Here is a 25,581-nt window from a genome sequence, read left to right on the forward strand (position 1 = left end):
CCTCTCCATTCTATTTTTCAACAATATGTTCGAATAAATACTGCAACACTTCCGGCGTGAATTTTTTCGCCGAAATAGCTACTTTGAAGCTTCCGTCTTCCAGTGCTTCCTGCCTGGTGACATCCGCATACATGATCATCGTATCCGCTACGATTATGATGTCTTTCCCCTTAAGATCAGGAGATCCGGCCGGCATCGTAAAAGCTATGCCCAGTGGGCTGACATTGCATGTTTCGACAAAAATGCTCTCTCCCGAATCACATACTACGATAACGCTCTTAGCCTGATAGCCAACACGGTCGATCCGTCTTCGTTCTTCCATGTCCCCTTTTGCTCCTTTCTTCCAGAGATGCCTGTTAAAACGCCCCTTTTATTCTGTCTTATCTATTAAGACTCTCCGTCTCAGAAAAAAGGTTCAGAAAAACAGAAATATTTTTCTTTTTTTTTACATTTTTTTCAAAACATTGTATTCTTAGCATTTTTCCCATCCCTTTTCCTTACACTCACCTCCATGGCCAGCAGATCCGCAAGCAGGATCATCCCTCCCAGCACCGCCGCCAACGGTTCTCTCCACCATCCATATCCAAACAATACCACGGCACCGGTCATTCCTACCCAGTTCACCCGGGTTCCATGCATCTTCATTCCACCTCTTCTGCCTCTCTTTCTAATACGCATCCGCATGCTTTAACAACACTGTCACCGTCTTGCACAAAATCCGGATATCCTCCATCAGTGACCAGTTATCAATATATTCCACATCCAGCTCCACGATCTTTTCGAAATCCGTCACCAGACTCCTGCCGTTCACCTGCCACATGCCCGTCAAGCCCGGCTTGATACTGATCCGCCGCCACTGCCTTGTGCCGTATTTCTCCACCTCGTCCGGGGTCGGCGGTCTCGTTCCCACCAGACTCATGGAACCTCCCAACACATTAAAAAACTGTGGCAGCTCATCAATGCTTAAATTCCGCAGGATCCTGCCCACCCGGGTGATCCGGGGATCCTCCCGGATCTTGAACATTACGCCCCCGGCGATCTCATTTTGCGACAGCAGCTCTGACTTTCTCTCTTCCGCATCCACATACATGCTGCGGAATTTATAGATCTGAAATGTCCTGCCGTTTTTCCCGACCCGGATCTGCCGGAAGATCACAGGACCGGGGGAATCCAGCTTAATGGCCAGCGCCGCCAATAACATCACCGGAGAAAACAAAACGATCCCTGCCAGGCCTCCTGCCACATCCATGATCCGTTTTATCACCTGTTCTCCGGTATTCAACGTCACCGTATGGTAGGTGATGACCGGATAGGTTCCCACACAGCTTACATAGCTGTCGGCTCTGCGCCTCTTATAGAAATCCACCACCATCCGTACCGTCACCCCCATATCAATGCACAGATCCACATATTTCTGCATGGAAAAAAGCTGTTCCTCGCGCTTTTGCAGAATATAGATCTGATCCAGATGGTACCGGCGGATCAGCATTTCCAGATCTTCCAGACTTCCCAGATATTCTCCTGCATCTCCTTCTGAAATCTGTGCCAGTTCCTGTGCCGATGCCGCAATATACCCCACAAGCTCCAAGGGGATGCTGGTCTTCTTCAAAAAATACCGAAACTTGTTGTACTGCGCCCTTCTTCCCACAAATGCGGTACGCGGCACTTCCCCGCGATTTCTTTCCATGTCTCTGCAGCATCTGCCGTGTCGCAGCAACGGTACGCTTTCCAGACTGTACGCCAGGATCAGAAACAGAAAATATCCCCTCTGATCCTCTGTAATGTATGGCAGCAGGACCACGGTTGCCGCTGTTGCCACCAGAAACGATCCTGTTCTGCGCCGCTGTATCCTGTCCGGATAACCGAACAGGGTCACATTATACAGATATTGCTCTTCCTTTCCCAATACATAAAGCAGCACGAATATCGCTGCCAGTCCTGTCATACCCCCAAGTGTCCGAAGGCTCCATGCTCTTCCCATAAATAACACAGCCACTCCATAAGCCACCAGAAGCCGCAGCATATCCTTTACTATGTGTCCGATATCCTTATTTGCACTCGTATTTGACCGATTCATTTTTCTCCCCCTTCTCGTGTCACTTTTTCATCCGGTCTGTCGTTTTCCGCTGTCCTTTGTCTCTCTCTGTCGACCTTCCTTTGGTGACAATCGTTTTTCCCCCATGCTAAAATAGCACCAGCAAAGGAGGTAAGATAATACTATGTTCAAGCTTGTGCTGATCGATGATGATGCCGAAGTGCTGGCGATCAATCAGAAATATCTCACCGGTGCGGGATTCACCGTGTATACTGCCATCTCCCCCCGGGAAGGCGTCTTATCCATTCGAAAGAATCTTCCGGATTGTATCTTACTGGATGTTATGCTGCCCGAAGCCGACGGTTACCGGGTGTGCCGTTACATCCGCTCTTTTTCCTCTGTGCCGATCCTGTTTCTCACTGCCAGAAGTTCCGAGGAAGATGTGATCCGGGGACTTACCTGCGGCGGGGACGATTATCTGGTCAAACCCTACAGTCTCCGGGAGCTGAAAGCCCGGGTGGACCTCCTGATCCGCAGACGCAGACAACTGGCGCAGGCTTCCTCCGATCTGGTACTGACGATCGGAAATCTTTCCATCGACAGGGTAGCCCACAAGGCCTTCTACCGGGAACAGGATCTGTGTCTCGCCAACCGGGAATATGAAGTCCTGCTGTATCTGGCAGAACACCCGGACCGGGACATCACCTTTGAGGAACTGGGCACGGCTCTCTTCGGTGTCTACCGGGAAAGTGACAGACGCAGCGTTATGGTCAATGTCAGCCGTCTCCGCAAACGTTTTGAGGGCAATTACGAATTGGAGAACCGCATCGAAACCGTCTGGTCCAAAGGGTATCGTTTTCTGAAAGGAGGTATCTGACCATGGCACAAAATTCCCGCCCCGCTTTCCGTTCTCCCTCTCTCGAACAGGAGACCGTGGAAGAACTGTCCCGCAGGCTGCTGGAAATCACCGCGCAGCTAAATGCCAGCAATCGCTCCCTGCAGCACCTGCAACAGGAACGTACGGAAATGCTGGCCAATCTCTCCCATGATCTGCGGGCTCCCCTCACTGCCATCCGCAGTGCCGTGGATTATCTTACTTCCGGACAGTCTCTGTCTGCACAGGATATCGAAGGTGCCCTCACCCTGATCGATCACCGGACTGCGACACTGGAACATCTGATCCGGGATATGTATGAGTTGTTCACTCTGGAGGATCCTTCCCACGCCTTTTCCTTTCAGGAACTGGATGCCCCGGCCTTTCTGGAAGAATATTTCTATACCGCACTTCCGGACAGCCACTATGCCGGTCATCTTCTCTGTTTATCTGTACCGCAGGATCTCCATGCCACCCTTTTTGCAGATTCCGGAAAACTGGTACGGATTCTGGACAATCTGCTCGGCAATGCCGCAAAATATGCTCCCGCCGGAACGAAAATCACTCTGTCTGCCGCGCCTTCCGCTGACCTTACTTCTCTCCGGATCTCCGTGACCGATGAGGGGCCCGGCATTCCGCCGGAGGACCTCGAGCGGATCTTTAACCGCACCTACACCGTCTCCTCCGCCAGAACTCCCGGTTCTGCCACCGGCAGTGGTCTGGGACTGGCCATTGTAAAGACGATCACAGAACGTCACGGCGGAACCGTGTCCTGCGAAAATGCCCCCGGTGCAGGCAGTATCTTTTCTGTGACACTTCCTGCAAAATTCTTACAATCATGATACATTTCTTTACTTCCGCCCCTGTGTTCCCTATGCTGTAGTCACACAGGGACTTTCCCCGTGTACATCTCTGCATAAGGCAGACGGAAAGGAGAATTCTTATGAAGCATTGGACACAACCTGAACTGATGGAACTGAAGGTATCCGAGACCGCCTGTGGATGGTTTCCCTGGTACCCCGGACATCCCGGCGGAGGAGGACATCATCCCGGACACCATCCCGGTGGCGGCGACTGTCAGCCCCCGCAGCCTTCTGAGGAACCGGAAGAGTTCTTAAGCTGACACGACGTTTCGCAGTGCGTGTACTTCCGCTGCCACCTCGGCAGTGGAATCACCTGCTGCCGGTCTCCTTATCCAAAAGACCGGTATCTGCTCCGCTATTTTCAGGCAGTTCTGCCAGATTTCCATTCCCGGATCCTGTTTTTTCCACAGATGTCTTAAGAACAGATTGTCTTTATACACGATCATGCTGTCGGGGCCTGTGATTTTTTCTGCTTTTATCTTCCCGGACTTATCTTCCGCCTCTTTTTTCCATCGGATTCCCAGAAAAACAAATCGTTCCAGTCTGGCCTTTTCCCTTTGAAATACCCCGGTACAGGGCACCAGAAATTTGTCCTTTTTTTCATCAATATACAAAAGTTCTTCCGGGGGATATCCCTGCCTCAGCACCACATCCCTGCACAGCTTCATATAAGGAAAAGCCGGATACACCCACACCCCTTCTTTTCCGGAAATGTCCACCACTGCCATATCGTCTGCCAGAAAACGATACCCCCGTTTCAGCAGTTCTGCCGTCAGTGTGGACTTGCCCGCGCCACTCTCTCCGGCGATCAGGATCGCACCACCTTCCGGAGTTGCCAGCGCACTGCAATGTATGGGAAGTTTTCCCTGCTGAAGGCTGAGCATTGCTATTCCAAAGCCCAGCAGATAGGTTCGTACCGCTCCGGGATCTCCTCCCTTCCGGATGTGATACCGGATCACCTGTCCCCGCTCCACACTCATGGCCAGCGTACGATTACACAACCAGCCTTTTTCTGTACCCAAAAAACTTCCGCAGACGCAGTCTCCGTGTTCTTTCCGAAACTGTGCTTCCTCCTCTTCGTCCATCGCCCGGATCCGGACCTTTTCCAGTCCGAAGTCCCTGTCATCCTCCGGTAAACGTACCGGATCCAGCTGTACAAAGTCCAGATCCGCTGTTACCCTCATGCCGTACAGATAGTAGTGGTACTGCATTCTTCCGTCACACTCCCTTCCCGGATGCAAAGTTCTCTGTCACAATATTTTAAAACACCCTTCCTGTGGGTGATAAGCAGGCAGGTGGGTCTCGGTTCTAATGCCCGGAGCCCCTGCAATACAGCGACCTCCGTAGCTTCATCCAGCGCCGAGGTGGCCTCATCCAGGATCAGAAACGGTGCTCTCCGCAAAAAGGCTCTGGCAATGGCGATCCGCTGCGCCTGTCCTTCCGACAGGCCATGCCCTCTTTCCCCGATGACGGTATCCAGCCCCTCCGGCAGTGACCGGACAAAATTTTCTCCGGAAGCCAGTTTCAGGGCCGCCCACAATTCTTCCTCCGAAGCATCTTCTCTGCCCATCTGCAGATTTTCTCTCACGGTTCCGCTGAACAGAGTATTCCCCTGGGGGACATAGGCAATAAACTTCCGGACGAAAGCTCCGGTCTCCTGCCTCTGTCCGCTGCCATTGTAGAAATCCACCGTTCCCGCTCCCGTTTCCAGAAAGGCCATCAGAATGCGGATCAGTGTTGTCTTGCCGATACCGGACTCTCCTACAATGGCGACAAATTCTCCCGGACAGATCTTCAGATTCACCCGTTTCAGCACCGGTTCCCTGGTATATCCGAAGCATACATTTCGAAGCTCCACTCCGATCTCCCATCCACGGATCTCTCCGGCTGCCCTTTGCTCCCCGGGAATTCTCTGTAACTCCATGATCCTCCCGGCGGAAGTCAACAGGGCAATGATCCGGGGAATCTGCTGGGCCAGTCCCAGGATCGGCGCCTGTACCCGGTTCACCAGTGTCAGAAATACCGACATAGTACCGTAGGTGATCTGTTGTCTCGACAGCTGCCATGCCCCGTAGGAAAATGCTGTCAGATATCCTCCCTGAAAAGCCAGTGACATCACCGTGGAACTGGCGGTTCCCAGTCCGGTCTTGCGGTATACCCAGTAGAACCGTTCCTCCCGTAGCTTTGTCAGGCGCTCCACCGCCCGGTCCTCTCCGGTAAAAGCCTTTACGATCAGAAGGTTGGCCAGACTTTCCTGCAAAAAGGAACGGTATTCCGACTCACTCTCCTGCACTTTCCGCTGTAACCGTTTCAGGCGTTTTCCCAGCCACCAGGAGCACAGGGCTGCCACCGGTGCCACCAGCAGGGCAAACACCGCAAGGAGCGGGGAATAATAAAACAACATACAAAACACTAGTACCAACTCGATCCCCAGCTGTAAGATATTGGGGATCGTCCCCACAATACCGTCCGCCACATTTCCCGCATCGCTGGTCAGTCTTGTCATGAGATCACCGGTATGATAGGCCGTCACTTCCCGCCAGCCAGAATGCAGGATCTTCTCATAGATCTGCCGTCGGATCCCGAAGGAAAACCGCTCCGTTACCAGTGCAGTAAGCAGTGTCGACAACACCGAGATTCCCTGCATTCCCAATAACAGCAGCACATAACCCGTAAGCAGCCGTCCGAAACCGCTTCCCACTGTGGCATGATCAATGATCTCCTTGGTGATCTGCACCATGGCCAGCGAGGCAAAAGTCTCCAACAGCCCAAACAATAACAACAGACCAATCCTGCCCGCATAGGGAGCGGTATATTGCCACAACCAGGAAATATAATCTCTTCCTCTTATTTTTCCCATATGTGTCTACACCTCTTCCAGGATCCCTGCCTGTTCCAGTTTTTCCAGAAATGCCAGCACCTCTTTTTCACACACCTCTTCCATCACTTCATATTCTTCCATCAGTTTATGTAAGATAGCCTCCACCGTTATGCCGTCTTCGCCTTCCTGCCCGTCCAGCATATCCCAGATGTCGTTTCCCACACCTTTGATGCAGAAATATTTCCCCTGTTCGAAATCCACCATGACCTTTTCTCCCGCCAGGTCCGTCACATTCCTTTTCGCTTTCATTCGGATTTTTGCCGTTTTGTCCATTTTCTGTTCTCCCTTCTTTTACACGCTCTGTCTCCGTCTGTTAATCGAGCAGGCGGACTCATCATATACACCAAAAAAGCCCATGTAACCATGAGCTTCCCTGATCCATTCTGGCATTTTCCTCTCATACAGTCCGAAAACTACTGTACGTCTACGGTAGGTTCTCCGGAATTGCCGGAAGAAGGACCGTAAGTGGGGATAGTATACTTACCGTCATCGGACTGGTAAACGCCGTCCTCGATCAGACCTCCCTTAGGGCTGTAAGCCGTTGCTCTTACGTTCAGTTCCTCCATTTCGGGCTGACTCCATGCTTTCATTTTCCATTCCTCCTTATTACATTTTTATGATTTCTTACATTTCTGATTATAATAATTTCCCTGTAAAAATACCCTCTTTCTAACAAAACTGTAAGATTTTCGTTACGACCTCGTGGAGTGTATCCTTGTCCGACTGCCTGATCACTTCATAGATTCCGGCCTGCCCTGCGATCCGGACCAACTGTTTCATCAAAGGATACGGAATCCCGGTACTGTACCGGTAGGTATCCGCCAGATACAACTGGCTGCTCAAAGTCTCCAGTGCTTTCTGCCCGGTGAGCTTTTGGATACTCACTGCCTCTTCCCCGGTATTCTGCACCGCATCCTGCCACCCGGCCACAGCATCCTTTCGCAGCAAAAAAATCTTCCCGAGGAGCGCCGCCTCTTTCCGATAGCAATCCTGTCTGCGCCAGGCATATTTGTCCCTCTCTTCGTCAATATAGATCAGTTCTTCCAGCGGCTTCCCGCATTTCAGTGCCATATCACGACAAAGCTTCTGCTGCGGGTAGGAAGGCTCCGCCAGCATCCCCATAGTTCCCGGATGCACCCTCACTGTGTCATCCGCCAGAAATCCAAGCTTTCTTTGCAACAATTCCATGGCCACCGTAGACTTCCCGGCCCCGCTCTCCCCACAGAGTAAAATGGCCTGTTCCCCGGTATACAATGCACTTCCGTGAAAAAAGGGTTCCCCCCTCTGCAGACAGACCAGTGCCATCCCGGCACTGAGCAACAGGGAAGTGATCACAAGCAGTTGCGGTTCCTCCGAAAGCTCAACGGTGATCCTGCTGCCCCCTTCCACATAGACCTGTGTTCCGTCCCGGATGCGGAACCAGGCCGATACAAAGCCGTTTGTCCAGGTCCCGTAGCCCTTCTGTCCCGCTTCCAGCAGGAAATCCGGCATCCTTCCGAATACAATTTTTACCTCTGCCTCTCCCGCCGTCTCCGGTACTGCCTCCGAAAAGGGGATCTGCGACTGCACCCGCAGTCCGTAGATTCTGTAAAAATATTCCATCATACCTCAAACCTTCTCCGATATTCCTGTGCCAGGCCCACATAAAAGCCACGCACCATGTCTGCTTTTGAGTGCCCGTTTTCCCCGGACATCGTCTCACCCGGAATCCCCGACAGTTCCTCACAGATCCGTTCCCACTGCAAGGCGAGCAGTTCCTCACTTCCCACGCCCTGTCTTCCCTTGTGGAATTCATCCGCCAGGATCTCTTCCGGGATCTTCCCCTGTAAATACTGCCGAACCAGGCGTCTCTCCTGCCCGGCATGGGTGAACTGTTCCGCCGGGAGACTTAGCACCAGTGCGATCAGCCGCTTGTCTCTGGTGGGATCTCTGGGCACCACTCCGGTGGCCAGAGACAGCTTTACTTCATATTCTCCGATCTGCCGCAAGGCACTTTTGTCATACATATACCGGGACACCGCTTCATGATCCCCACCGGCTTCCGCCGTGAGAAGATCCCACCAGATCCACTTGCGGCTCCTGCGGTATTTTCTGCTGTAGACATTGATCTCCCGCACCAGTTCTTTGATTCTTCCCTGATGTAACAGTGTCAGGAACAGGCTTCGAAAATCCCCATAGGATATGGTAATATTTCCGTACTGTCCCGACAGCAGGATCCCACAGTCTTTCTGAGCTGCCAGACGATAACTTTCATACATCCAGGGCAGATTCAGTACCGCTTTACAGGGAACTTCCAGAACTTCCCACAGCCTCCGGTTCTCCGCCAGCAGATCTCCCCGGTTGGTCACCAGATACTCCGGTTCCAGATTCCCGTGAAATCTCCGCACCAGTTCCACACTGCTTCTCTCATCCTCCACAGCGTATTGTCCCGGGATCCGTGCTCTTTCCTTCTCCTCCGGCACCGCAGTAAAGGAATACAGTTTCTTTCCTCTGGCAGCAAGGTAAGGTGCTGCATAAGCTGCCACCGCATTGGAGTCCAGCCCGCCGCTTAACAGAATTCCTGTTTCTTTTCCACCCCGGCCTTCCCGGATCACATCCTCCACGCAGTGCCGGAACACCGTGGTCACCAGCTCCCGGTACCCTGCTTCCGTCTTCCCCCGCAGGATCCTCCTTCCCGCAAAGGGATCCCAGTAATCCCTTCTGTGCACCCCTTCTTCAGTAAATACCACAATTTCTCCCGGAGCCAGTCGCAGGATCCCCGCATAGGGTGTCTCTCTGGGTTCCGACACCGCCCGCAGATCCCGGATGGTATAGAACCGGTCAAACCAGCCCGTATTTTCCTTCCAGTTCTCCCGTTCGCAGGTGATCCCCGCAAGCAGCGTGGAAAAATAGACCTTTTTTTCCTCCTGAAAATAATAGACCGAACGGTTTCCCACCGCATCATTGAACAAAGTCAGGCTCCGCTTCCCCGGCTCCAGATACGCACAGGCATAGGCTCCTCTGGCCACGGCAAGCGTTTCCTCCGGATGGCTGCAAAAGCTTTCATACAGAATTTCCCCGTCCGGATGGCTGCACAGATCCCGGATGCCTCCAAACCGCTGCACCAGTTCTCCGCGGTTATCCAGGATCACATCCGCCACGAACAGACTTCTGCGCTCTCCCTTTCTTTCATAAGGGAATCTTTCTTCCACAGCTTCCCTTGTGACATCCTGTACCCCGCAGGCCAGATAATAGGTTGCCTCCCTTTTTTCCTGTATCCGGTCCAGGCAGCTCGTCCTATAGGCCTGCCGCATCCGCAGAGCCTCTTCCCACAGGTTCCCTGCACGATTTTTTCTTTGTGCCTCTGACTGCGCCGCACTCAGATCCACAATTCCCCAGATTGCCGACATACTTATCCCCTCTTTCCGGAAGCCTCCTTACAGAACCGGGCCACGGTAGTATATCCGCCGCCGTCCCCTCCGGTCACATACATTTCCCCAAAACGCAGCCAGGCATGGGCCACCATTTTACCTTCTTCCATGCCACACCCCAGATACAGGGTGGAAGAAAGTCCCTGTCGGTACAACAGTCTCTGGGCCGCCAGCGCCCGCACCAGACATTTACTCTCCCAGGGAGTCTTATCACAGACCTTTCCCACGATCCGGGCGATACGCGCCGCCTGCCGGTATCCTTCCCGGGATGCCGTTCCTGCGGATTCTTCGTTTTCTCTGCCCCAGCCCTTCCGCAGTTTCCCCGGCGGCAGGAGCAGCAGTTGCATGCGGAAGATCGCCGAATAATAATAGGTAAGTAAGGTTTCTTTTTTCCATGGGTTCTTCCAAAGAAACCCTGACGGACTTTTCATGGCTTTCTTACACTCCTTATAAATATTTCAATGGAACAGACTAATGAAAATGTAACTGCAGTCTGCGGTAGATATCCTGTCTTACACCGATCTGTGATGCATCGATCTGCCGCAGCATTTCCCGCTTGTATTTTCCCCGGCCGCAGACCACACCCCGAGCGGCCCGGATTCCCCAGGCTGCCGGAAGCAGAAATTTTCCCGCAACGGGATTTCTCGAAAGCCACGGGTAATACAACACCATATATTCATAAGGAGGGAACCAGTACCAGCGTTTCAGGGCATCTCGGCCCTTTTCTCCCTTCTCCGGCTGCGCATCGCAGAACCGGTTCCAGATACCGTTTTCATCCTTGCCATAGATTCCACACCCCTGCATATAGTCAAACAGTTGCTGATAAAACGCTTCACCGGGCTCTCCCTGCAGCCAGATCCGGGCCAGCTTCTCCATATGCTCCGTAAATGCCGTCAGTCCCAATCCCGCAAACTGCTTTTGCAGATAGTCTGCGTTCATTTCCCCACCGAATTTTTCCAGAAACACATAAATGTCCACCAGATTCCGGATACCACAGCCTCTCTTGTAAAAATGCTTTGCCATATGAGCCATCATGTAAATATAGAAATCTTCCGCCTCAAAATCATACACATACAGAAAACCCTTTCTGAGCACCGCCCGGGACAGATCCGAGAAATAGGCATACTGCCTCTCGTCCACTGTCCGGTCATACATGGCTCTGTGCGCCTCCACCACGATTCCCGGTGCTTTCCGATAGATATCATGATGCTTGATCTTCTGTTGCAGGACATACCCCATGGCTTCCAGTTCCACTGCCGCCTGCTCCATGAAATCTCCGTGGATCAGAATGTCAATATCACTCATTTCCCGCAGAAACGAAGACGGATAATAGAATTTCATCCGGGCTCCTTTCATGGGTTGACAGGGAATCTTTGCCTGTTCCATCCGTTCCTCCAGCTTCTTCAATTCCTGCAGCTGCATACCGGTAAAAAGCATGCTTCCCAGTACTTTTTCCCGCAAAAGCCCTTTTTCTTCCTCCGAAAGCCCATCTGTTTTTAACAAGGCTCCCAAAAGCAGATAATCCATATGGTTCTCCTCTGAAATCTTTACAATCTCCCTTACAGAGACTCCCTCTGGCAGAGACGCCGCCTTTCTGTCCTCCAATCCGGCCTTTACCAGTTCCGCCAGATATTCTGCCATTGTTTCCATACGTAGTCCCCTTTCCCTTTATTCTTCAGGTACGCTTTCCGTGACCGTTTCCTGTACTCCGTCAGGAGCCTCCGTCTGATCCACAAGCGTTATAAGCTCTTCCGTATATCGCAGAATATATTCTCCCCGTGAGGCAAAATATTCCTGAATCGTATCCCCGTCAGCCAGATATCCTTCCTCTGTCTGTCGCAGGCCGTAGCGCTCCGCCGTGGCTGTCACTGCCACCCGGTAAGTTTCCAGAAGCGGTGTCAGATACTCTTCTGCCTTTTCCTTCGTCAGTTCTTCCACGTATTCCCGCATTCTCTGCCGGAACGCTGTCTGAAAGTCCTTATTTTTCAGCAATCCCTGTAAAAACAGATCTTCTGCCACCCCCGGACACAGATAAGTATTCACACTGTAATTACTGACCTTATTCCGTCCCAGAGTATCCGTGGCATCCGAGAATTCCCAGTGCCATTTTCCCGTCTCTCCTTCTCCTGCCCGTCGCCACAAAGTGGTGGAAAAAGAGTCAAACTGCGAATTACCGAAATAGAGATTGGCACAGTAATAATCCAGATAGCTTTCCAGATCCATCTGCTCCAGGATCTTCTGATACGTTCCGTGTCCGGAAGTATTCCCCTCGGTCACCAGCCGGTACAGTTCTCCGTATTCCGGAGCGATCTGGGAGGGATAGCGGTTCTCTATGACCTGAATTTCTTCCGGGGAACCGCCGGCTCTTCGGGCAAAGGTTTCCGCCGTATTTACCCTGCCCACCAGATACAATCCCCAGAACTCCCCGTCCACAAACACCAGACAGCCCTTCCGCTCTTCCAGCGTAAAATCCGTGATTTCTTTTAACAGCAGTTCCTCTAAAACCTGTCTGTTCTTGGCCACATGATCCGTGCCGCCCCCGTACAGAAGAAACGTGCCGTCCCGGAAAAGCTCATACAGCTCACAACTGCTCTCCGGCACCGGATCCGCTCCCGTCATAAGAAAACTTTTCTGCCCGTAATCCAGATTTCCGTCCTTCCGCAAACTTAAAATTACCTCCCCCTCATAAGTCAGATATCTGTCCGCTTCGAAGTATTCCACATGGGCATTCATCTCTCCACCCCGGTAATAATTGGCAGAATCAAACCGCAGGTCATCCGCCGCCAGCGCATTCTCATAATCCACACCTGTGACATAATTGCCGCCAAAATAATCAAACAGCTCCACAGGATCCACAGTCAGCGACAACACCGGCAGATCCCGGTACATTGCTCTGGCCTCCATAGCCACAAAATAGCTGGCGCAGGTGACATTACTTGTCCTGCCTCCGGCATCTACTGCCACTGCCTGTAACACCACCGCTTTGTCCACGTCATTAAACGGCGCATAGTCCTGGTAGGCTGACACTGTGGAAATGGCGGAGTAGACATTGGGACTGCCGCAGACATTCGTTATCTCCACCGGTGCCTCATAGAGAATTCCGTTCTCCGGATCCGGCACCGTGCCATCCAGTGTATAATAGATACTGCTTCCCGCCGGTGCAGCGATCTCTACCGTAATATCCTCCGGATAAAACCCTCCCGGCAGGGAAAATACCGGCTGATCCCCTGTTTTGCTCCGTGTAACACGACTCCGGATCTCGATCTGCCTGCTTCCTTCCGTCTGTTCTTCCCGCTGCCCGCTGTCCTGTACCTGTTGTGTCAGCTGCTGTCTGTCATTCTCTTGGCTTTGCTGCAGCCAGATCAGAAAAGCGGAAAATCCCACACATGCTAACAGTGCCAGCGTGATTCCTATTCGTTCCCCCGTTTTTTTCTCTGTATCCATTTCTTCCCTCACTCAGTCCCTGTAATAAATATCTCTGGTGTATACCTTCTCCCGGACATTCTCCAGATCTCTGTGATAACGATTGGCCACGATCACATCCGACTGCCGCTGAAAGGCTTCCAGATCCCGTATGACCGGGCTTCCGAAAAAATCATCCTCCGAAAGTTCCGGCTCGTACAACAAAATCTGTGCCCCTTTGGCCCGGATCCGTTTCATGACGCCCTGGATACTGGACTGACGGAAATTATCGGAGCCGGACTTCATGATAAGCCGATAGATTCCTATGACCACCTTTTGCCCCGGTACACCGCCTCTACCCTGACTTCCCTGATAAAATCCCGCCTTCTCCAGAATACTGTCCGCGATATGATCCTTGCGGGTACTGTTGGCGGACACGATGGCCTGGATCAGATTCTGGGGAATGTTCTCATAATTGGCCAGTAGCTGCTTCGTATCCTTCGGCAGACAGTATCCTCCGTAGCCAAAAGAGGGATTATTGTACTGCATCCCGATCCGGGGATCCAGGCAGACACCCTCGATAATACTGCGGCTGCTTAAGTTCCGCATCTCCGCATAAGTGTCCAGTTCGTTAAAAAAACTGACCCGGAGCGCCAGATAGGTATTGGCAAACAGTTTTACCGCCTCCGCTTCCGTAGGGTCCATGATCCGTATGGGGATCTCCTGTTTTTTTGCACCCTCACGCAAAAGCTCTGCAAACCGTCTTGCATACTCCGCCATTTCAACGGACTTTGTGTCTGCTCCCACAATGATCCGGGAAGGATACAGATTGTCATACAGTGCATGCCCTTCCCGCAAAAATTCCGGAGAAAACAGGATCCTGTCCGTGTGATATTTTTCCATCAGAGACACTGTATATCCCACCGGCACCGTACTCTTGATCACGATCACCGCGTCAGGATTCACCCTCCGTACTGTCTCCACCACCGTTTCCACAGAACCGGTATCAAAAAAGTGAATTCCGGGATCATAGTTCGTCGGTGTGGAGACGATCACAAGCTCCGCATCCCGGTAAGCCACCTCTCCGTCCAGGGTAGCCTGCAAATGCAGCCTGCCGCCTGACAGATATTCTTTGATCTCTTTATCCCGGATAGGTGATCTCCCTTTTTGTAACAACTCTACCTTCTCCGGTATCACATCCACCGCCGTTACTTCATGATTCTGGGCCAGCAGAACTGCCATGGACAATCCCACATACCCGGTTCCCGCTACTGCAATCTTCATAGAAAGCTCCCACCTTTCCGTAATCTGCAAACTTTGTGGTTTCCTCTGCGGATCGGTCATTTCCCGAAGCCGCTTTATCATGAGGTATTTCAGGCAGAAATCTCTTCCCCATTGCCAACAGGGCCCGGAAATCCTTCCGGCCTCCGTAACACAACAGAAAAATGCCGTTGGACACAAGCAGACATACCAGTGCCCGCTCCAATAATTCCCGGATTCCTTCTACCGGTATCTGACTGCATACCCGGTCGGTCAGCATACAGTTTAAAAATGTTACGCTTCCATAGAAGACCAGTGTCCCCAGATAGCTTTGCCGGTCCTCTCCGTCAAACAACGTCGTAAACAGATTATGTATCAGCCACGGCATTCCTACGATGAGCGTAGCAACTACCGTAGACAGGATCACTCCGTACAGCCCCATAGGTTTCACCAGCAGAAGATTCAGGACCAGATTCACTCCTGCCGTTGTCAGTGTCCGGAACCGGTCTCTGTGCCAGATCCCGGCGGCATCCTTGTAGGCATTGAACAGCTGGTTGAACTCGTAGATAAAATAATATACACACAGACAGATCACGATCTGTCCGGGCAAAATGCCTGCCTCTCCGATCCACAGTTTCATAAAGGGCTGCAACAGACACAGCAGGCAGCAGGTGCAAAGTCCTGCGATCCAGGCGATCAACAGTGTAAATTTACAGAAGTCCGCATAATTTTTCCCCCGGCTCTCGGTCAGAAGACTATTGCCGATCCCGGCTAGAGTGGAGGTGAAAAGCACCCCTACCAGACCAATAACGGAAGTAACGATGTAATAATAATTCTGATAGACTGCCAGCACCGTCAGTCCCAAAAATGCCGAAATGACCAGAGTATCCGCGGAATTCACAATGACCACCCCCACCCGGGAGGTAAACAGGTCCTTGATCTTGCCCCGGATTTTTTGCCTGGTCTGCTCTTCCACCTGTCCCTTTGGGACATAATCCGGATAATTTTTCTGTGCCACCAGTGCGGTACACAGATTCGTCAGGATCTGTGCTCCCAGTGCCGCCAGCAGATACCAGTAATAATTCCGAAAGCCCACCAGCAGCCCGGCCTGTATAAGATACTGCAGCGTCCGTACCGCCAGATCCGCCTTATTTGCCAGGTCACTTCGCTGATGAGCTGCCAGCAGACTGTTTTTATACGCAAACAGCCAGTAACTGATGACACAGGCTCCCAGATGCAGCAGATACAATACATACAAATCCACATCCGGCGGAATACTGTCCGTTTTCACCAACGATGGCAGAAACGGCAGCAGCACTATTCCGGCCAGAAAGATCCCCAGACCGATCAGGCGGTAATATCTGCGATACAATGACAACAGAGCACAGATCTCGTCCTTCTTTCCTTCCGCGATGGGAGCATACATACTGTAGCCCAGTGCACTCCCTACTCCCAGCTCCGCCAGATTCAGGATCTGCAGTATGGAAGTAAACAGACTGTTCAGCCCCAGATATTCCATTCCCAGATACCGGATCAGCAGCGTGCGCATGATAAAAGGAACCAGAATCTGATACCCCTTCAGGAGTCCTCCGAAGATCACATTTCTGACGGCATTTCGGGTCCTTTTCATTCACACTTTCTCCTTCCGGCTTTCTGGCCGATCCACAGATCATAGGGAAAGCTCTGTAGCAGTCCCTCCCTCAGTTCTTCCAGTTCGGGCAATTTCATGGGTTCTGTTTCCTTTGCTTCCGCAAGGGATGTTGCCGAGCGCACCTCATATCTGCCGGTGGCAAAGTACCAGTCATAATATTTCAGCATCTCTTCCTCCATCCCCTGCCGAAGGAATACCGACGGGACCCCATAGCTCTCCGCCAGAATGATCCCATGTAACGAAGACGAGTATACCACCTCCGCCTCCAGAATTTTGTCGAGGAAGGTCCGGTAATCTCCGGTTCGTATGGAAAGTCTGTCATCTCCTGTCGTTTTCCGCTTCATGTAATGGTCGATCACCACATATTTTTTCTTTTTCTCCGGTCGTCTGCCGGGATAAATCAGAGGCAGCAGGATCGCCGGGTCTCCGTAGATCTGCGGACAGGTATATCCGTTCTCCCGGAGCACCTGTGCGGTGATCGGACCTCTGACTGCCCGGATATCCAGCTTCCGGTATCCCTTTTGTGTAGTCACCCGTCCCACATGAGCGAAGGAATTGACCCCGCTGCCCCAGATCACCGCATCGAAAACTCCCAGTCCCAACACGGAACCAATGGTCATCAGATGGCAGGGCTTTGCCGCCTCTCTAGACAGATCCAGTCCCAGACGGTGCAACATCCACTGCGTCACCACCGGTGCCAGCAGATCCCCCAGATTCTCATTAAAATTCCAGTACTCCAGATTTACTTTGTTCCTGTCTGCTTTTCTTCCGTCCAAGGTTTTTCGATTGCGCAATACGCCGATCTGTTTTGTCAGTTCCAATCCTCTCTCCTTCCCCTGTCCTACCGCCACCGGTACAGACTGTCCAATAGCCGGAATCTCTTATGCAGGAGCAACTCCCGCAGCAAGCGCCTCTTTCCCGTGGCACGGTATTCCCGCAGGGCATTCTGCAGCGGCAGGGAACCACCGATCCGTTTCAGTTCCGCATATTTCCTGGTTTCCTCATAGCCGGAATCTCTATAGATCTTATGCAGATACATCAGACTCTTCCCCACGAAACAGGCATTGACCTCCGCATACAGTTCCTGCTTTGCCTGAAGCGTTCGGAAGCACTGCCAGGTGCGGTCCCGGAAATACAATAAAGCCTCATAATAGTTCTCATGAAAACGGTTCACCAGATTCTCCGCTTCCTTATAGTGATAACAATACAACGACTCCGGAACCACACAGATCCCTTTGCTCTTTTCCAGCACCTGCATGGAAAAAGCCATATCCTCACAGATGGCAAATTCCTCTCCGAAGCGGATATCATTTTCCAGAAGCAATTCCCTGCGGATCAGCTTATTCCATGGCGGATTGAAAAATTCCCGCCGGAAGTCCGATAAAAACCGCTCCTCCAGATATTCTTTTCCTCCACCGCAGAAAGCTTTTTCCGGAAGGTTATCCACACATTCTTTCGTCTGTTCCACCAGATATGTAAAACCGCACACCGAAAGATCCGCGCCGGATACTTTTGCCTTTTGATATAAAGTTGCCAGGGTATCCGGGAACAGGGTATCATCACTGTCCGTAAAAAAAAGATACTCTCCTTCAGCCTTACAGATCCCCAGATTTCTGGCACTGCTGACACCGCCGTTTTCCTTGTGCCAGACCCGGACCCTTGTGTCCTGCGCCCCCAGCCTGTCACACAAGGCCGAAGAGCTATCCCTGCTGCCGTCATCGATAAGCAGCAGTTCCCAGTTGGAAAAGCTCTGCCGGAAAATACTGTCTACACAGCGCTGTAATTCTTTTTCCGCGTTATACACCGGCACTACGATACTGATCTTTGTCTCTCTCATTTTTCTCCATCACACTGCATATTCTCTGCGCCACCTTGTCCCAGGAATACTCTCTCAGATACCATTCCCTCCGCCGTTCCACTTCCTCCCGGTATTTCGGATCCTGAAGTACTTCCCACAGATCCAGTGCCAGTTCCTCCGCATCCTCCCCGGAAATAAGCCTGCCGGTGCATCCGTCCTCAATGAACTCCGACATAGCGAATTTATCTCTGCCGATACAGGGCAGACCATAAGTAAGTGCCTCTGCAAATACCAGTCCATAGGCTTCAAAATAAGACGGCATACAGAAGACATCACACAGGTTATAATAGTCTGTCAGTTTTTCAGACCCCAGATCTCCCAGCAGGTGGATCTTCTGCCAGTCCACCTCTTCTACCCTGATCTGCCTCTCCCGCAGAGCGTCCCGGATGTCCGACTCCTTTGCCCCCGCCAGATACAGCTCCGCTGACCACAGATATTTTTTCCGCAGGATTGTGAAAGCCTGTACCACCAACGGACCACCTTTTCTCACAAAATTCCTTCCCACAAACAGGATACGCCGCCCCTCCTTTGATCCCGGGCGGATCCCTGCAGCATCCACATTGATGCCGCCTCCCACCGCATGGACCTTTTCCCGGGGGAGCCCGCATTCCCGGATCAGGAACTCCGAAAGCCACCTGCTCATGGTGAATACCCCTTCACTTTGCCGGTATTGCTCCAATTGTCTCGCCGCCCTGCGTTCCAGCGTCTTTTGCGGCACCTGATCATACTCGCAGTACCGATAGCCCACCGGATCTTCCCTCTGCAGCCACAGAATCGCGGAAATGGAAAGGTCCTGATAGAGATAGGATGCCAAATGCGCTCCCGACGGCCAGCCGCCAAACTGAAACACAGGCATTTTTTCGTCTGTCCTGTGCCGATGTCTCCACGCAGCATATCTCCCCGACAGCCGCAGCCGGTCCCGCAGGACCGGCCCGGGGTTCAGTCCCTTCTTCCTCTGCAGTCTCCGGAGTATTTTGCGGTACAGAGGATCCGAAAGTGCCAGATCCTGCACCTGCAGATAAGACTCCATGGCCTGTCGCAGGGACCAGGCCGTTCCGGACCAGGTTCTCTTTTTATCTTTGTACCACAGGCATATATACAGTACTTCCGTCATAATCATCTCTTCCTTTCCGCATACAGTGCGATCTGTGTGCACCCGTCCGTGATGTCATAGCATACCGCCCACTGTGCCCCCGGCACCACCACATCGATATCAAAGGGAAAATCCTCAAAGGTCATATCCGCCGTTCTGTCCTCATAGGGCGGACACGCCTTAACAGGCAGTATTATGGTCTGTCTGGGCGTCACGATCATCAGCTTCCGTTCCTGCGCCGTATCGTTGGTCACGCTGAAATGGATCCTGCCCTCTTCATCCACGAATCTGCTGCCTACATACAAAGTATCCGTCGTATAAATATTCTCCATGGTGACCCCCGCCGTGACATTGCGATGGTAGAAGGTTCCATAACGGGCCGCATCCCCTACCGAGATATTACACAGCACCACATTCTCCAGAGAAAAACCGTCTTTTACCAGTGTGTAGATGGCATAACCGCCTCCGTTGAGAATGCAGTTTGTGAAATAGATTCCTTTGGCACCGCTCTTCTCCGGGGCAATCATGAGACAGGCATTCACATAGCTCCCCCCTCCGGGGATCGCCGGTACTTCGAATCTGCAGTTGTCGAAGGAAATATTCTCCGCCGTAAGAGAAGGATATCCGAATATCTGTACCCCGTCAGAATGTACTGTATCCCCGCTGTCCGGATGTGCCAGATCCGCAATGTAGCAATCTCTCAGTGTCACATTGCGATAGGGATTCAACGCATCTCCGCTGCTGCCACCCAGACGGCACCGGGTAAACGTGGCATTGCTTCCCTGAAAATTACGCAGGGTGCAGTCTTCGAACACATAGGATATCCGGGCATCCTCCCGCCCGGTAGTGACTGCATCGAATTTACAGTTCCGGAAAGTCACCGTGGTCTCCACGACAATTTTGCCCTCATTGACCATCAACAGTGCATACCGGGAAAAATCCATATTCCGGATCTCTATCTCATTCCCCGCCTGTCTGTTGCTGTAGACCAGATCCAGTGCCAGCTGTCCTCCGGCTCCGGTCTTATACTGGATTCCACCGTAAATCCCCGGTTCCGGGATCTCCGTCAGCTCTGTATCTGTATCCACACCGGTATTGAAATGGTCCGGGATCTCTCTGGGTGCCGCCTGCGCCCGTATCCCCAGACTCATACTCAGAACTATTGCAAACAGCCAAAAACTTTTTCGCATTTTCGTTTCCTTTTTTCGTTTCTTCTCTCTATTTACCTTATGTATCTGTGCACCGCTTTGTGTTGCAAATCCGACATATTTTCCCATTTTTCCCGGGAGATCACCTGGAACAGTGCGATGGGAAGATACGCATACTTGATGGTCTGCAGCGTATCCATCCACCACAGATTTAAGAAGTACCCGCAGACCGCAAGCGCCAGACTTAACATTGTTCTGTCCTTCTTTTGAATCCCGCATCGCACCATCTCCCCCACCGCCTGCAGGATCAACAGTCCGTAGACCACCAGTCCCGGATACCCGTAGCGGATATAATTGGCCACATAGAAATTGTCAATGGAGTGGATCGTGGCCCCTCCCGGAATATACCAGGAGAAATGATATCCGGAGCCCTGCCCCAGCCAGGGGTTCAGCCAGTCCACCGTGAAAATATCCAGCAGGGCATCCCTGTAGGAAGCGCTGTTGGCAAGGGAGGTGCTGTCCACCCCGTAACGGATGGCATAGGAGGTTCCAAACATCTCATCCACCACCGTACTAAGCTGCAACAGAATATAATGTCCCAGCGGAGAATTGGGGAATAAAAATGCAAGAAGCAGAATCAAAAGCCCGGCCGGTACTATGGTAAATAACAGTTTCTTCCTCTGCTCTCCCGGTGCCAGCACGGTCAACAGCAAAAGCTCCAGTCCCATGACCGCCAGCGTGGAGCGGGATCCCGTAAGAAATACATTAACCACCACCAATAGCAGGAGAGGCAGATGCCGAAACAGCGTGAAGCAATGTTTCTCCTCATCAATGCACAATAATGGTAACCCGGAGATCAGGATCAGCCCATACGCCAGAGAATGATTGGCCGGTCCCATGATCCGGTAGGCACCGGAGCGGATCATGCCTCCGGTATAAAGTCCCCTGATGGTCTCCAGATAGGCAAAGGGTGTCTTTCTCATGACCGCCTCCACGAGTCCCAACACACACAGAAACAAAAGCATCCGCCGGAAAAGCACCAGAAATCCATCACTTCCCAGATACTCCCGCAGTACGTAGATCACCAGAAAAGCTCCCAATAATTCAATGAACGGATAAAGAAAAGTACCTATGTGAAAACGCAGTACCGCCGTATAGAAACAGATTCCCAGATATCCTGCCATAAAAAGCCACAATCTGCAGCTTCTCACCCCTTCCCAGAACATCTTTTTCCTGGATTCTTTGCTCAACAGAAAGAGACACAGAATCGTTATGAGCATTCGCTGTGCCGTCAGATCAAAGCCCGGCAGCCGGATTCCGAAATACTGTGGTAAAATATAATAGGCCACAAGAAAAGAAACCGACAAAAACTGTCCAAGACTCCGCTCCCCACAATTTTCAAAATAGCGGTTGCTGCTCTGCCAGCCCTGCCCCGTTGTCTTCGTTTTTTCCACCAGATATCTGCTCATTGCCTCATCCTCTGACTGCCATGGCAAATTCCACCGGCAGAGATTTTTTGCTGTGATAACAATCCCGGTATTTCCATAAAAGCGGCACAATATTCCACAATTTTCGCTGTTCCATCAGCTCGATCCGAAGGGTGGTGGCCCGGATATTGCGTCTTAACAGTTCCTTCGCTTCCTCCGGCATTCCAAAGTCCTCGGCGAACCGCAGAGTGGTTTCATGACTCTTCTGCAATTCCCTGAAAAAAGCGATCCGTCTGTCCAGATCCCGCATCTTGCGTTTGGATACATTACCCGAGTGCATTCGCCGCCGTAACGTAACACTGTGCAGAATGTAACAGCCGTCCATGCACAGGGACAACTTCCAGGCATATTCATCATGCGCCCACCCGGGATACCAGTACTTCTTCGTCTCTTCCAGGAACTCTCTGCGCAGACACATGGTACAGCCCTCACTGCCGATGAAAATATGGGCCGGACTCCATGCAACATGCTCCATGCTTCCGTCCCCCCGGAAGCTTTTCAATACGCTCCGGCTGACAGAAGGAGCATCGGGATCCACTGTAAACGGTACGAATTCCGATCCCAGCACCAGTATCTCTCTCCGTTTTTCCATCTCGCTCACCATATCTTCCACCCGGTCCGGTTCCCAGATATCGTCCTGATCGCAGAAAAAGACATAATCACCGTCCGTCTCTTCCACCGCTGCCCGGAAATTCTCCGCATACCCCAGTCGTTTTCCGTTCTGTGTGATCCTCCATGCCGGTGCCAACTCGTAAGTCTCCAGATATTCCCGTACGATCTCCAGCGTCTGATCCGAGGAACCGTCATCCCGCAGGATCACCTGATCCACCGGAAGGCTCTGAAGCCGGATGGAATCCAGCTGTTCTGTGATAAATCTGGCCCCGTTATAAGTGGCCATTGCTACCGATATCCGCATATTTTTCCCCTTTTCTCTGTCCGCCATTTTCTATCCCGGTAACCCTCCCGGCCTGCATCTGCCGATGGTTCCCCCACAGATCCCGCACAATGCCGGTGTGGCGATCCGCAGATAACGCCCTTTCAGTCCATTGCCCAGATAAGGGTTCTTCCGATACTCCGGAAAATTTTCCCGAAGGAACACAAAAGTCTCTTCCCGCAGAGATTTCCGCAGCTTCCGGTCCCGCACTCTGGAGATCCGCCCCATGGAACTGCACAACAGGATCCTCATACAGAAATATTCCAGTTCTTTCCCATAAGTATCCATCAGTTCTTTTTCCCGGTAAAACCGACAGGCATCCTGCAATACCGGAAAAATATTTCCCACCCGTCTGCTTTTATTGTCATTCATGGTAGAATCCCCTCTGTCCCGGTGATAGACATAGACTCCCAGCATTTTCGCCTGTTTTTTCACAAAGGGACGTAACTTCAGGTAGAAAGAGGTGTCCTCATAGATATACCCCTCCGGGAACCATATATCGTTGTCCGTAAGCAGTCTCCTGCGGATCAGCTTGTTCCAGGGAGCCGCCGAACCGTAAGAGCGCTTCTCTCTGCCGTCTTCCTCCAGATAATGAAAATCACATTCCACCAGATCCAGTTCTTCGGAACCGGCCCTGGTGTACATGGCCGCGTACATACGCCTGTCCACATAATCATCCGAATCCACGAATCCCACATATTCTCCCGTGGCAGCCGCAAGTCCTACATTTCTTGCCTTTCCCTGCCCTGCGTTCTTCTGGGTGATGACCCGGATGTGTTCGGGATCCCTGGCACGATATCTTTCCAGAATCTTGGGAGAAGCATCCGTGGAACCGTCATCCACGAAGATCAGTTCCAGTGAAGACAACGTCTGCTCTGTCAGGGAACGAATGCATTCCTCCAGATATTTTTCCGTATTGTATACCGGAACGATCACGCTGACTGCCGGCATAAGATTTCCTCCACACTATGTAATAAAAATTCCGGAAAATACAGACTGATCTCCCCGTGTTCCTTGTAATGTGCCACGTCCTCGCTGCAGCGGTATCCCTTTTTCGCCAGATCCCGGCGCAGATAGCGGATATGTTCCTCATAGGTGTGTTCGCTGTCGGAATAATGCAGATAGATCCTCTGGGAGGGCGCATAACGGTTGGCTGCCACCTTTTTCGGAAGATACTCATTGAGGAATTCGACCTTTTCCTTACAGACCTGTCCGGCAATATGCTTCAACGCCTCAATATTCCCGGTGTCCAGCAGGCTTTGTCCCAGAAAATACTGGGGACCACCCACCACCATATAGCTTCCGGGATAGTCCAGTCCGAAATTCAGTGCCGTGTAACCGCCCTTGCTGGAACCGCAGAAGATCAGGCGTTTTGCTCCGGTCTGCTCCCGTACCCGGTCGATCAGTTCCCTTACAACGACCGCCTCCTCGAATTTCATATTGCTGCCCAGATAAAAGGAACCTCTGTGATCTGACGCAAAATCATCCAACAGAAACAACTTGTTACAGGGAACTTCCTTTAACGTCCGGACATAATTGTATCTGGCCCGGATCCCTTTTCTGGTGCAGGAGCTGAAAACGATGATCAGATCCCGGGAATCCACCCGGTCCAGCATATATTTTAATGTTACTCCCCGGGAGCGATATTTTTTCTGATCCCGCAAAAGGCGCAGCTTCGTCATCATATACTCTCCCAGTTTTTTCCCTTTTTTACGAAATTTTTGAATGTTTTCCATGGTTTTCCCCCTCTTCCGCAATTAAAAAATTCTCAATATCCTTAAGGATCCTCCGGGTATTGGAATGGTATCCGGCAAAGTCCCTGCTGCCGGTATCCCGGATGCAATCCCCCAGTTTCTCACTGTCATAACAGGCACAGATCAGGTTCATTCCGTCGAATTCCCGAAGCAGCTGTACCTGATGATCGTCCACATGCTCCCCGTAGCTGGCAAGTCTCGGCACTGCGATCACTTTTTTCCCTTGTTTTACGGCGCCGATGATCACACCGGTTCCACCATGGGTAATGACCATCTGGCATTCCCGCAGCTTCCCGGTGAAGCCTTCTCTGTCCAGAAACCTGCAGTATTCATAATGCTTTGGCTGATAATCGCTGACTCCGATCTGGGCAAACACCTCCTCTCTTATCATGCCTTCCTCGATCAGCAGATCTATCCTTTGTAACAATCGATTGAACTGGAACTTCTGAGATCCGGTCGTTACAAATATCATCCTAATAAATTCCCCCCAGGCAGATCGCATCCGGATAGATTTCCTTCATCTGTGTCCATTGGACATAAAAACGATCCGCATAATGATATAACAGTTTTCCCGTCAGTGTGGCCGAAGTCACTTTGGCAAATGACTCGATGTAGATCAGCTTCCTGCCGGAGAGCTTGGCTTCCATGCACAGCGGGATCATGGCCAGCACTCCGGTGCAGACCACCACATCCGGCTGTTCTTTATGCAACAGCCGCAACGAATCCACGGTATTTTTCAACAGATAAAAAAGGCATCTCCACTGTCTCCGGTTCACCTGCTGCAGATAGTAACATTTCACCGGTGTCTTCACCTCATAGCCTGTTTTCTCCGTTACTACAAAACTTTCGTATTTTTCCATTAGCGGTTTTAACATCATCAGTTGTTCAAAGTGGCCGCCCGACGATGCGGCAAAACATATTTTCATAAAGA

Annotated in this window: 27 protein-coding genes; 3 read left to right on the forward strand and 24 right to left on the reverse strand. The window is 51.7% G+C overall.

Annotation, left to right across the window (positions count from 1 at the left end):
- Positions 1-10: 10 nt before the first annotated feature.
- From DWZ61_RS09575 to DWZ61_RS09585, 3 genes are all read right to left on the reverse strand, one after another.
- Positions 11-322, reverse strand: a complete 312-nt coding sequence (locus DWZ61_RS09575; RefSeq protein WP_117465572.1) for a hypothetical protein — start codon at positions 320-322, stop codon at positions 11-13.
- Positions 323-456: 134 nt separating this feature from the next.
- Positions 457-645 carry a hypothetical protein gene (locus DWZ61_RS09580; protein WP_118503888.1) on the reverse strand — a complete coding sequence of 63 codons (189 nt, stop codon included), beginning with the start codon at positions 643-645 and terminating at the stop codon, positions 457-459.
- 22 nt (positions 646-667) lie between these two features.
- Positions 668-2,077 (reverse strand): sugar transferase, encoded by a 1,410-nt coding sequence (locus DWZ61_RS09585; protein WP_118538236.1) that lies wholly within the window; start codon positions 2,075-2,077, stop codon positions 668-670.
- A 142-nt stretch (positions 2,078-2,219) separates the two neighbouring features.
- Here DWZ61_RS09585 and DWZ61_RS09590 point away from each other — a divergent pair, with 142 nt between their 5' ends.
- The 3 genes from DWZ61_RS09590 (at position 2,220) to DWZ61_RS09600 (ending at position 4,032) form a co-directional block, all read left to right on the forward strand.
- Positions 2,220-2,912 carry a response regulator transcription factor gene (locus tag DWZ61_RS09590; protein WP_118538238.1) on the forward strand — a complete coding sequence of 231 codons (693 nt, stop codon included), beginning with the start codon at positions 2,220-2,222 and terminating at the stop codon, positions 2,910-2,912.
- A 2-nt stretch (positions 2,913-2,914) separates the two neighbouring features.
- Complete coding sequence (locus DWZ61_RS09595; protein ID WP_117568841.1) at positions 2,915-3,751, forward strand: HAMP domain-containing sensor histidine kinase; 837 nt, start codon at positions 2,915-2,917, stop codon at positions 3,749-3,751.
- Between the two features lie 101 nt (positions 3,752-3,852).
- Positions 3,853-4,032 (forward strand): hypothetical protein, encoded by a 180-nt coding sequence (locus DWZ61_RS09600; protein WP_022312385.1) that lies wholly within the window; start codon positions 3,853-3,855, stop codon positions 4,030-4,032.
- Here the strand turns inward: DWZ61_RS09600 and DWZ61_RS09605 are convergent.
- The 21 genes from DWZ61_RS09605 to pssD form a co-directional block, all read right to left on the reverse strand.
- Positions 4,024-4,983: a hypothetical protein gene (locus DWZ61_RS09605; RefSeq protein WP_118538239.1), complete on the reverse strand. Its 960-nt coding sequence runs from the start codon at positions 4,981-4,983 to the stop codon at positions 4,024-4,026. The genes DWZ61_RS09600 and DWZ61_RS09605 overlap by 9 nt on opposite strands.
- Positions 4,953-6,632 carry an ABC transporter ATP-binding protein gene (locus DWZ61_RS09610; protein WP_118538241.1) on the reverse strand — a complete coding sequence of 560 codons (1,680 nt, stop codon included), beginning with the start codon at positions 6,630-6,632 and terminating at the stop codon, positions 4,953-4,955. Before DWZ61_RS09610 ends, DWZ61_RS09605 begins: the two co-directional genes overlap by 31 nt.
- Before the next feature lie 6 nt (positions 6,633-6,638).
- Positions 6,639-6,926 carry a PqqD family peptide modification chaperone gene (locus tag DWZ61_RS09615; RefSeq protein WP_117465579.1) on the reverse strand — a complete coding sequence of 96 codons (288 nt, stop codon included), beginning with the start codon at positions 6,924-6,926 and terminating at the stop codon, positions 6,639-6,641.
- 140 nt (positions 6,927-7,066) lie between these two features.
- Positions 7,067-7,243 (reverse strand): hypothetical protein, encoded by a 177-nt coding sequence (locus DWZ61_RS19740; protein ID WP_022312381.1) that lies wholly within the window; start codon positions 7,241-7,243, stop codon positions 7,067-7,069.
- A 79-nt stretch (positions 7,244-7,322) separates the two neighbouring features.
- Positions 7,323-8,258, reverse strand: coding sequence for a hypothetical protein (locus DWZ61_RS09620; protein WP_117465580.1), 936 nt, complete (start codon positions 8,256-8,258; stop codon positions 7,323-7,325).
- A complete protein-coding gene (locus DWZ61_RS09625) occupies positions 8,255-10,042 on the reverse strand; it encodes an asparagine synthase-related protein (protein ID WP_118538243.1) in 1,788 nt (595 codons plus the stop codon). The genes DWZ61_RS09620 and DWZ61_RS09625 overlap by 4 nt, the downstream gene beginning before the upstream one ends.
- Positions 10,043-10,044: 2 nt before the next feature.
- A complete protein-coding gene (locus DWZ61_RS09630; protein WP_118538245.1) occupies positions 10,045-10,494 on the reverse strand; it encodes a lasso peptide biosynthesis B2 protein in 450 nt (149 codons plus the stop codon).
- Positions 10,495-10,534: 40 nt separating this feature from the next.
- Positions 10,535-11,713: a nucleotidyltransferase family protein gene (locus tag DWZ61_RS09635; RefSeq protein ID WP_118538247.1), complete on the reverse strand. Its 1,179-nt coding sequence runs from the start codon at positions 11,711-11,713 to the stop codon at positions 10,535-10,537.
- An 18-nt stretch (positions 11,714-11,731) separates the two neighbouring features.
- Positions 11,732-13,507, reverse strand: a complete 1,776-nt coding sequence (locus tag DWZ61_RS09640; RefSeq protein ID WP_118538249.1) for a CotH kinase family protein — start codon at positions 13,505-13,507, stop codon at positions 11,732-11,734.
- Between the two features lie 12 nt (positions 13,508-13,519).
- Positions 13,520-14,749: a nucleotide sugar dehydrogenase gene (locus tag DWZ61_RS09645; RefSeq protein WP_117465585.1), complete on the reverse strand. Its 1,230-nt coding sequence runs from the start codon at positions 14,747-14,749 to the stop codon at positions 13,520-13,522.
- Positions 14,679-16,355, reverse strand: coding sequence for an oligosaccharide flippase family protein (locus tag DWZ61_RS09650; protein WP_117465586.1), 1,677 nt, complete (start codon positions 16,353-16,355; stop codon positions 14,679-14,681). The genes DWZ61_RS09645 and DWZ61_RS09650 overlap by 71 nt, the downstream gene beginning before the upstream one ends.
- Complete coding sequence (locus tag DWZ61_RS09655) at positions 16,352-17,197, reverse strand: polysaccharide pyruvyl transferase family protein (RefSeq protein WP_147354711.1); 846 nt, start codon at positions 17,195-17,197, stop codon at positions 16,352-16,354. The genes DWZ61_RS09650 and DWZ61_RS09655 overlap by 4 nt, the downstream gene beginning before the upstream one ends.
- Positions 17,198-17,217: 20 nt before the next feature.
- Positions 17,218-18,213, reverse strand: coding sequence for a glycosyltransferase (locus tag DWZ61_RS09660; RefSeq protein WP_022312372.1), 996 nt, complete (start codon positions 18,211-18,213; stop codon positions 17,218-17,220).
- Positions 18,173-19,348, reverse strand: a complete 1,176-nt coding sequence (locus DWZ61_RS09665; protein WP_182427043.1) for a glycosyltransferase family 4 protein — start codon at positions 19,346-19,348, stop codon at positions 18,173-18,175. The genes DWZ61_RS09660 and DWZ61_RS09665 overlap by 41 nt, the downstream gene beginning before the upstream one ends.
- Before the next feature lie 2 nt (positions 19,349-19,350).
- Positions 19,351-20,517, reverse strand: coding sequence for a hypothetical protein (locus DWZ61_RS09670; RefSeq protein WP_118503869.1), 1,167 nt, complete (start codon positions 20,515-20,517; stop codon positions 19,351-19,353).
- Positions 20,518-20,549: 32 nt separating this feature from the next.
- The gene (locus tag DWZ61_RS09675) at positions 20,550-21,944 is read right to left on the reverse strand and encodes an O-antigen ligase family protein (protein ID WP_118538253.1); all 1,395 of its coding nucleotides are present in this window, start codon (positions 21,942-21,944) and stop codon (positions 20,550-20,552) included.
- 4 nt (positions 21,945-21,948) lie between these two features.
- On the reverse strand, positions 21,949-22,905 hold the full coding sequence (locus DWZ61_RS09680) for a glycosyltransferase (protein ID WP_022312368.1): 957 nt from the start codon (positions 22,903-22,905) through the stop codon (positions 21,949-21,951).
- 3 nt (positions 22,906-22,908) lie between these two features.
- Positions 22,909-23,847, reverse strand: coding sequence for a glycosyltransferase (locus DWZ61_RS09685; RefSeq protein WP_117465593.1), 939 nt, complete (start codon positions 23,845-23,847; stop codon positions 22,909-22,911).
- Positions 23,829-24,632 (reverse strand): hypothetical protein, encoded by an 804-nt coding sequence (locus tag DWZ61_RS09690; RefSeq protein ID WP_022312366.1) that lies wholly within the window; start codon positions 24,630-24,632, stop codon positions 23,829-23,831. Before DWZ61_RS09690 ends, DWZ61_RS09685 begins: the two co-directional genes overlap by 19 nt.
- Positions 24,607-25,122 carry a PssE/Cps14G family polysaccharide biosynthesis glycosyltransferase gene (gene pssE, locus DWZ61_RS09695; protein WP_117465594.1) on the reverse strand — a complete coding sequence of 172 codons (516 nt, stop codon included), beginning with the start codon at positions 25,120-25,122 and terminating at the stop codon, positions 24,607-24,609. The genes DWZ61_RS09690 and pssE overlap by 26 nt, the downstream gene beginning before the upstream one ends.
- 1 nt (position 25,123) lies before the next feature.
- Complete coding sequence (pssD, locus tag DWZ61_RS09700) at positions 25,124-25,576, reverse strand: PssD/Cps14F family polysaccharide biosynthesis glycosyltransferase (RefSeq protein WP_022312364.1); 453 nt, start codon at positions 25,574-25,576, stop codon at positions 25,124-25,126.
- Between the last annotated feature and the right edge of the window lie 5 nt (positions 25,577-25,581).

The sequence above is a fragment of the Clostridium sp. AF34-10BH genome, from assembly GCF_003478095.1.
Taxonomy (GTDB): domain Bacteria; phylum Bacillota; class Clostridia; order Lachnospirales; family Lachnospiraceae; genus Acetatifactor; species Acetatifactor acetigignens.